Raw genomic sequence first — 5,722 nt, forward strand, 5'->3', positions numbered from 1 at the left:
ATCTAAATGTTTTTTGAGGGTTTTTGCCACGTCCCGTATCGTATCCCTGCGAATGGTTCCGGCATCACCACTTCCCTTCTCGGTGATAACACTCCCACCAAGTTTTACAATAATCCGATCAGGCATCCCGCTCCTTTCTCAGTCCTTCTGTGTCAATGCAGGTGATAATCGCCCTGCCATCAAAGACCTCAATGGCCCCTGCAATCCTGGCCCTGACATTTTTGGGTGCCAGGGCCACCATACATCCTCCGCCTCCTGCACCGGTTATCTTTGCGCCAAATGCACCCGTGAGCCGTGCTGCAAGAACCAATCGAGAGAGCTGGGGATGGCCGACACCCAGCGTCTCAAGCAGACAATTATTCATATCCATCAGTCTTCCCAGATATGCCGGTTCATCAAGGTGCTTCATGGCATCTAACACGATCGCCTCAATAGAGTCCAGAACAGGATTGATGATCGACGGATGTCTTGTTTTCAGTTCTGCGACCTTTTCAACCATCCTGCTGGTTGAATGCGATACCTGGGTGTTTCCAACAACCAAATGGTAATTCTGCGGTGCAAGTCGTTTCCTTGTCCCCCCTTTGATCAGAAACATACCGCCGTATGTTGAGACGGTGGTATCTGTCGCACTCGCCCTTCCTTTCTGAACCTTCTTCTCTATCTTCCAGGCAAGTTCCGCGATCTGTTCCTTACTCCGTCCCAGATCAAATTCATCATTGATCGCTGCAAGTGTTGCAACCGTCACAGCAGCTGATGACCCAAGTCCTGATGAACTGGGAAGCTGTGAGTTGATGTATACACTTCCCTTTACCCCAAATTCACGAAAACACTGATCAATATAGGGAGATTTCGCATGATGAGGATGATTTGTTTTTCTGACCGTGACATATACCCGTGGTCTGATTGCAAGTGCTATCCCGGGTTTCTCATACAGAACGGCATGTTCGCCGAACAGGAATACCTTTCCGGGTGCACTCCAGGTTGCCACTATCGCACCGCCAATGCCGCATAGCCTACGACCTGGTCGTAATCACCACTGACCTCTCCTGAAGTGGTATATTCGAGCAGATCGCACCGGGTTTTCCCCCGGGTCTTTAACACTTCTATCATGCAGCCTATGGGACCATACCCGCAGGCGGTGATGTTATGCGACTGTATTCTGGAAAAAAACTCTGCAACGTCCATATGTATGAGTGCTTCTATTGCATAGTGATCATCACGGTATGCCTTTTCGGCTGAAACATAATGAGAGAAGTCGCTTGATGCCACAATTTTTACCGGTTTTTGATATTTTTCCAGAGCTTTGATGATGACTGACGATATCCGGTGTACTTCGGGAAGGGTTTGGTATCCCATCATGATCGGAACAATCCTTGACCGGGGGAACCGGAATTGAATGAACGGCATCTGGACCTCCAGAGAGTTCTCTGTTCCATACCCCATCGCCCGTTCATCGACCGGGAGGTCAATATATGATCCAAGTTCTGTATCAGGCTCCAGTATCCCAAGCGGGGTTTCCCAGGGAATCTGCGATATACAGGTGGGAAACCCCCGGTGACTGGGACCTATGACCAGAAATGTTCCTTCAAACTTCTCATCAAATGCAGCAAACGCCGTTGCTGCGGTCCTTCCGGAGTATACATACCCGGCATGAGGAGATACCACCCCTGCTGCATCACCGGAGCAGGGTACATTCCGAAAGAGTTCAGACAGGAGTTGTCTGAGACGTCCGGGGTCACCAGGATAGAACATCCCGGCAACTGTGCTAGCCCTGATCTTCATGGACGAGGGATTAGTCCCGGTTACGTTTCAGGATATCGGTTCCTGATGATCCCTTTGACGGACTCTTACATCTCGGTTTCGAAGTCTTCAGGGGTCAGGGAGGTGTTATATCCCTTATGACGGAGGAACTCCTTGGTCAGGAGGAAATAAATCATGGAGAGTGCTTTGCGCCCCTTGTTATTGGTGGGCACAACGACATCCACAAGACTTGTCATATTATTGGTATCACAGAGAGCAACGACCGGAATACTGATCTGAATTGCCTCCCGGATCACCTGCAGATCACTGACCGGATCTGTCACGACAACGACATCAGGTTCCACATAGCGTGGAAGGAGCGGGTTTGTGAGGGTTCCTGGGATATATCTGCCGATGATCGAGATTGCGCCAATGGAATCTGCAAACCGCCGGGCAGGGTACTGACCGTACTGACGAGAGGTGACGACCAGAATTTTGGCCGGATCATACTGGGAAAGGAACTTTGCGGCAAGTTTGATCCGCTCATCGGTCTCCCTGATATCCAGAATATACAATCCATCCCCGCGGACGCGGTAGATGAAATTCTTCATGTCGCTGCTCTTCTGCTGGGTCCCGATGTGGACACCTGCTGCAAGATACTCTTCAACTGAAACAAGTGGCTCGTTCAGTTCAATCTCCATTTCATTTCCGTTCATAGATACTCTCCTCAATCCGTATGAGTTCGTTTAATTTGGCTGTCCGCTCCCCGCCGACAACCCCCGTTTTGATAAATACACATTGAAATGCACATCCAAGATGGGCAATGGCTGGATCTTCCGTCTCACCAGACCGGTGACTCATGACTACCTCCATCCCGTGGCGCTTTGCCAGCCGGACGGCCTCACAGGTATCAGTCAGGGTCCCGATCTGATTTGGCTTGATAAGCACACAATTGGCACTCCCGTGAGAGATACCTTCCTGGATACGTTTCGTGTTTGTTACAAAGAGGTCATCTCCGCAGATAAGACACCGGTTTCCTGCCTCACGGTTCAGGGCAGCAAATCCTGCATAGTCTTCTTCGTGGAGAGGATCCTCTACATAGATCAGATCGTACTCGTCAATCAGATCAGCAATATAGGTGACCTGATCATCCGGTGATCTAATGGTCCCATCCCGGTACCGGTACATCCCTGTTTCAGGATCATAGAGCTGACTGGCTGCTGCATCAATACCTGGACGTATCTCACATCCGGTCTCATCAGATATCACTGATATCGCTTCTGTCAGAATCCTGAAGGCTTCAGGATCAGAGATCGGGGGTGCCCATGCCCCTTCATCCCCTTTTCCTGCATATATGCCACGCTTTCTGAGCAGATCATATACGGTTTTATGAACCTGTGCATTTGCGAAGATACCATCACGAACACATTCACAGCCGGTCGGTGCTACGAGAAATTCCTGGAACTCTGTCGCATGCGGTGCATGAGCACCGCCGCCGATAATATTGCCGAGCGGTAGCGGTGCTGAATCTGTGAATATACCACCAATATGCTGCCAGAGCGGAATCCCCCGGGAATCTGCTGCGGCCTTTGCCATGGCTAGAGAGAGGGCAACAGCAACATTTGCTCCTATTCCGGAGAAGTTATCTGTCCCGTCAATCTCCCTGAGCAGGCGATCCACACCGATCTGATCTGATGCATCAATCCCGATGAGATGGGGAAGAACCTGCGATTTTGCATCAGGAACTGCCTGTTCCGGATCCCGTACCACGGCCTCGTATATACCGGTGCTTGCACCACCCGGTGCTGCAGCACGCCCGGCTCCGTGTTCAGTCCTGACCTCAGCTTCAACCGTCTTTCTTCCCCTGGAATCGAGGATGGTTCGCAGAGTGATTGCGCGCGTGATGGTCATCCGATTACCCTATCTCCGTTTCACTGTTATCGGAATAACCCCACGGTCGAATTCCTCCATTGCGATCTCAAGTGGATCAATACTTGACGTAGCAATGAGGATCGGGGCACCCATAGATATCTGAAGTGCCCGGGCGCCGACAATTCGCGCCTTCTCATAGCGAGTATAAGTTTGCATGCGTAACTCCTCAAAAATCCGTTGGCACAAGAATGGGGTCGCTGAGATTCGAACTCAGGTCAGAGCGTCCCGAACGCCCTAGGATGGTCCAGGCTACCCTACGACCCCTCATTGGTATGGGTTAAGCTCGTCAATAATCTCCTTGTGCGTGAGTAACATACGCCGGCAACAATACCGATCCATTCCGAGATCGTCGAGGATCTGTTTTGGATCCTCGCTCGCATCCCGACGGCGTTTATATTCCTCGTATGCAGTGGAGATTACCTTTCCGCAGGTGAAACAGCGAACCGGTATCATCTGGTTGCTCCACTAATGTTATAGTTCATCCTAATAAAGCTCACCGGTATGACTTCTGGAATTTCTTCCGTGCCCCACGGCCGTGTGGCTTCTTGGCTTCTTTCTGACGTGAGTCATTCACGAGCAGACTGCGATCATACACCTGATAAACATCTTTCATCCGGGGATCATTATGCCACTTGACAATTCCCCTAGCAAGGGCGGTACGTGCAGCTTCTGCCTGCCCCATGATACCTCCGCCAGCCACCTTGATTGAGACATCCACGCCGTCCAGCACACCCGGAAGCAGCTGGAGTGGTTCGGATATCTTCATTCTGGCAAGCTCGGTGGAGAACACATCAAGCAGCAGGGAGTTAATACGAACTACCCCTTTTCCAGGACGGAATGTTGCCCGTGCAACCGCGGTCTTTCTCTTTCCACTGGTATTGATTATTCTCATCAGAGGTCACCTGATTCAGTATTTTGCTCCAAGGAACGTGCTGACTGCACCAAGTGTCACATGTGACGGGTTGCCCAGCCGCTTCTTGCTTGCATCCTCAATCGTTTCAAACGGCTGTCCGGCAAATTCATCCGGAACACCCACATAGATTCTGATCCGCTTCATAGCTGCGATTCCCCGCTCACGCTTATAGGGAACCATACCACGAATGGTCCGTTTCAGAATATGATCCGGCCTTCGGGGGAAGAACGGACCTCCCTCACGGGAACCACGCTGACGTTTCTGTTTATAGTTCCCAAGAACCCGTGCACGGCTTCCTGAAATCACTGCCTTTTCAGCATTGATAACTGCGATCTCTTCACCTGCAAGGGCACGCTTTGCAACAGTGCTGGCAAGTCTTCCGACAAGCAGGCCATCACCGTCAATAATTGTTACCATGATATACCTACCTCAGTATCCTTGTCCTGCTCCCTTTCGGGTTCTGAGAGAGCAACTGTTCAATACTCATGCACTGCCCGTTTGCCTTTGTGATCTTGCTTACTGCAGCATCTGAAAAACTCAGTGCAGCAACCGTCACGCCTGCCTCTACAACTCCGCTCCCAAGGACCTTGCCCGGTACAATCAGGGTCTCCCCTTCCTGTGCATACCGGTTGATCTTGCTGACGTTCACTTCCGCGTAGTTCTTCCGCGACTTCTCAAGTCTGGATGCGATATCACTCCAGATCTCAACTTCGTTCTCACGCGACGTCTGCTTCAGGAGTCTGATGAGTTCGGCAAGGCGCGGATTGGACTTGTCATTCCTTCTGGTCATGCTCCGTTACCCTCTAATTTCACTCAAAGCCTCGTGTAATTCATCTGACTGTTTTTTCAGAAACAGCAGTCCATGCTTGATAATTCCAACCGTCGGCAAGGCACCGGCACTCTCGACGGTGAAGAGAAATCTCCGGTCATCCATTGATATATGAATAGCCGGCTCGTCACCAATACCACTGTTCAGACATGCCTGCTCACAGAGCCGGCACAGAGAACATGATTCAAGGGCACCATCCTTTACCCTGACCGCAGAACCCTTCACCTCAAGAATCTCCTTCGGGCAGACCTCAACACACAGACCGCATCCGTCACAGAGCTCAGGCGCAATTACTGATTTCTTCTTAC

Annotated in this window: 10 protein-coding genes and 1 tRNA gene; all 11 read right to left on the bottom strand. The window is 50.9% G+C overall.

Features of this window, described 5'->3' with window-relative positions:
• Positions 1 to 118: 118 nt before the first annotated feature.
• A complete protein-coding gene (mvk, locus tag PLA23_RS09730; RefSeq protein WP_324331230.1) occupies positions 119 to 988 on the bottom strand; it encodes a mevalonate kinase in 870 nt (289 codons plus the stop codon).
• Positions 988 to 1,782, bottom strand: a complete 795-nt coding sequence (amrB, locus tag PLA23_RS09735) for an AmmeMemoRadiSam system protein B (RefSeq protein WP_324331226.1) — start codon at positions 1,780 to 1,782, stop codon at positions 988 to 990. Before amrB ends, mvk begins: the two co-directional genes overlap by 1 nt.
• A 65-nt stretch (positions 1,783 to 1,847) precedes the next feature.
• Positions 1,848 to 2,456: a 30S ribosomal protein S2 gene (rpsB, locus tag PLA23_RS09740; protein WP_324331225.1), complete on the bottom strand. Its 609-nt coding sequence runs from the start codon at positions 2,454 to 2,456 to the stop codon at positions 1,848 to 1,850.
• Complete coding sequence (gene eno, locus PLA23_RS09745) at positions 2,443 to 3,651, bottom strand: phosphopyruvate hydratase (protein ID WP_324331223.1); 1,209 nt, start codon at positions 3,649 to 3,651, stop codon at positions 2,443 to 2,445. The genes rpsB and eno overlap by 14 nt, the downstream gene beginning before the upstream one ends.
• 9 nt (positions 3,652 to 3,660) lie before the next feature.
• Positions 3,661 to 3,828 carry a DNA-directed RNA polymerase subunit K gene (locus tag PLA23_RS09750; RefSeq protein ID WP_324331221.1) on the bottom strand — a complete coding sequence of 56 codons (168 nt, stop codon included), beginning with the start codon at positions 3,826 to 3,828 and terminating at the stop codon, positions 3,661 to 3,663.
• Positions 3,829 to 3,861: 33 nt separating this feature from the next.
• Positions 3,862 to 3,936, bottom strand: a tRNA-Pro gene (locus PLA23_RS09755).
• The gene (locus PLA23_RS09760) at positions 3,937 to 4,125 is read right to left on the bottom strand and encodes a DNA-directed RNA polymerase subunit N (protein WP_324331220.1); all 189 of its coding nucleotides are present in this window, start codon (positions 4,123 to 4,125) and stop codon (positions 3,937 to 3,939) included. It abuts the tRNA gene before it with no gap.
• 40 nt (positions 4,126 to 4,165) lie between these two features.
• Positions 4,166 to 4,567, bottom strand: coding sequence for a 30S ribosomal protein S9 (locus PLA23_RS09765; protein ID WP_324331234.1), 402 nt, complete (start codon positions 4,565 to 4,567; stop codon positions 4,166 to 4,168).
• Between the two features lie 12 nt (positions 4,568 to 4,579).
• Positions 4,580 to 5,002, bottom strand: a complete 423-nt coding sequence (locus PLA23_RS09770) for a 50S ribosomal protein L13 (protein ID WP_324475037.1) — start codon at positions 5,000 to 5,002, stop codon at positions 4,580 to 4,582.
• A gap of 7 nt (positions 5,003 to 5,009) precedes the next feature.
• Positions 5,010 to 5,375, bottom strand: a complete 366-nt coding sequence (locus PLA23_RS09775; RefSeq protein WP_324330755.1) for a 50S ribosomal protein L18e — start codon at positions 5,373 to 5,375, stop codon at positions 5,010 to 5,012.
• Between the two features lie 6 nt (positions 5,376 to 5,381).
• Positions 5,382 to 5,722: 4Fe-4S binding protein (locus tag PLA23_RS09780; RefSeq protein ID WP_324475038.1), on the bottom strand; the 341-nt coding region annotated here is incomplete at its 5' end.

Source organism: Methanospirillum sp., from assembly GCF_035406105.1.
GTDB lineage: Archaea > Halobacteriota > Methanomicrobia > Methanomicrobiales > Methanospirillaceae > Methanospirillum.

Bases quoted from the DNA above. Each gene is read 5' to 3' on its own strand.
- amrB (WP_324331226.1), bottom strand. From the start codon at position 1,782: ATGAAGATCAGGGCTAGCACAGTTGCCGGGATGTTCTATCCTGGTGAC.
- rpsB (WP_324331225.1), bottom strand. From the start codon at position 2,456: ATGAACGGAAATGAAATGGAGATTGAACTGAACGAGCCACTTGTTTCA.
- eno (WP_324331223.1), bottom strand. From the start codon at position 3,651: ATGACCATCACGCGCGCAATCACTCTGCGAACCATCCTCGATTCCAGG.
- PLA23_RS09750 (WP_324331221.1), bottom strand. From the start codon at position 3,828: ATGCAAACTTATACTCGCTATGAGAAGGCGCGAATTGTCGGCGCCCGG.
- PLA23_RS09760 (WP_324331220.1), bottom strand. From the start codon at position 4,125: ATGATACCGGTTCGCTGTTTCACCTGCGGAAAGGTAATCTCCACTGCA.
- PLA23_RS09770 (WP_324475037.1), bottom strand. From the start codon at position 5,002: ATGGTAACAATTATTGACGGTGATGGCCTGCTTGTCGGAAGACTTGCC.
- PLA23_RS09775 (WP_324330755.1), bottom strand. From the start codon at position 5,375: ATGACCAGAAGGAATGACAAGTCCAATCCGCGCCTTGCCGAACTCATC.